This is a genomic window from Bartonella sp. AA126HLJHH (assembly GCF_042197425.1).
Taxonomy (GTDB): domain Bacteria; phylum Pseudomonadota; class Alphaproteobacteria; order Rhizobiales; family Rhizobiaceae; genus Bartonella.
In genome coordinates this window covers 1-920 of record NZ_JBHIRU010000099.1, presented here as the reverse complement: position 1 = coordinate 920, position 920 = coordinate 1, and the positions used below count along the sequence as shown (strand labels likewise).

The 920-nt window shown below is 41.2% G+C and carries 1 protein-coding gene; it reads left to right on the top strand.

Features of this window, described 5'->3' with window-relative positions:
• On the top strand, nucleotides 1–920 hold a 920-nt coding region (locus tag ACFIQC_RS09935), incomplete at both ends, for a tyrosine-type recombinase/integrase (RefSeq protein ID WP_375707140.1).

The window sequence follows — 920 nt, the reverse complement described above, 5'->3', positions numbered from 1 at the left end:
CGTAAAGATGGTGGTGCTCAATGGCTGTATCGTTATACCATTCATGGGCGGCGTCGCGAAATGGGCTTGGGTGCTTTAAGAGATGTCTCTTTAAAACAAGCCCGTGAATTGGCAACTGGGTGGCGGGCTGTTTTACGTGAAGGGCGTGACCCTATTAAAGAACGTGAAAAACAAAAGCGTGAGGCAATAAGCAATCTCCATTACTTAAAAGATATTGCACTAGATACTTTTGAAACTCGTAAAGCTGAATTAAAAGGTGATGGTAAAAATGGTAAATGGTTTACACCTTTACGCCTTCATATTCTCCCTAAATTAGGCTGTTTACCCGTTTCAGAGATTACGCAAACAGAGATACGCAATACCCTTTCTCCCATTTGGCATACAAAGGCTGTAATTGCTCGAACAGCATTGATACGTCTTAATATTTGTCTCAAACATGCGGCTGCATTAGGTGTAGATGTTGATTTACAAGCTGTAGAAAAAGCAAAAGCTCTCTTAGGAAAACAACGCCATAAGGTCACTAATAGACCAGCCATGGATTGGAGAGAGGTTCCGGCTTTTTATAAAACACTCTGTGAAGCATCAACCATAACACAACTGGCTTTGCGTTTGCTTATTCTGACAGGTGTTCGTACCAATCCTTTACGTCATATTCATAAAGATCAAATTGATGGGGATATATGGACCATACCTGCTGAAAATATGAAAGGCAAGCGTGATACAACAAAAGAATTTCGCGTGCCTTTATCAACTGAAGCATTAGACATTTTAAAACAAGCACGATTGCTTTCTCGTAATGATTTCTTTTTTTCTGCTAAAGGTCGCGGTCCCCTCGCTGAGAAGTGTATGGCTCAATATATGAGAGACAATAAACTTGAAGCCTGCCCGCATGGTTTTCGCTCTAGTTTACGCGATTGGCT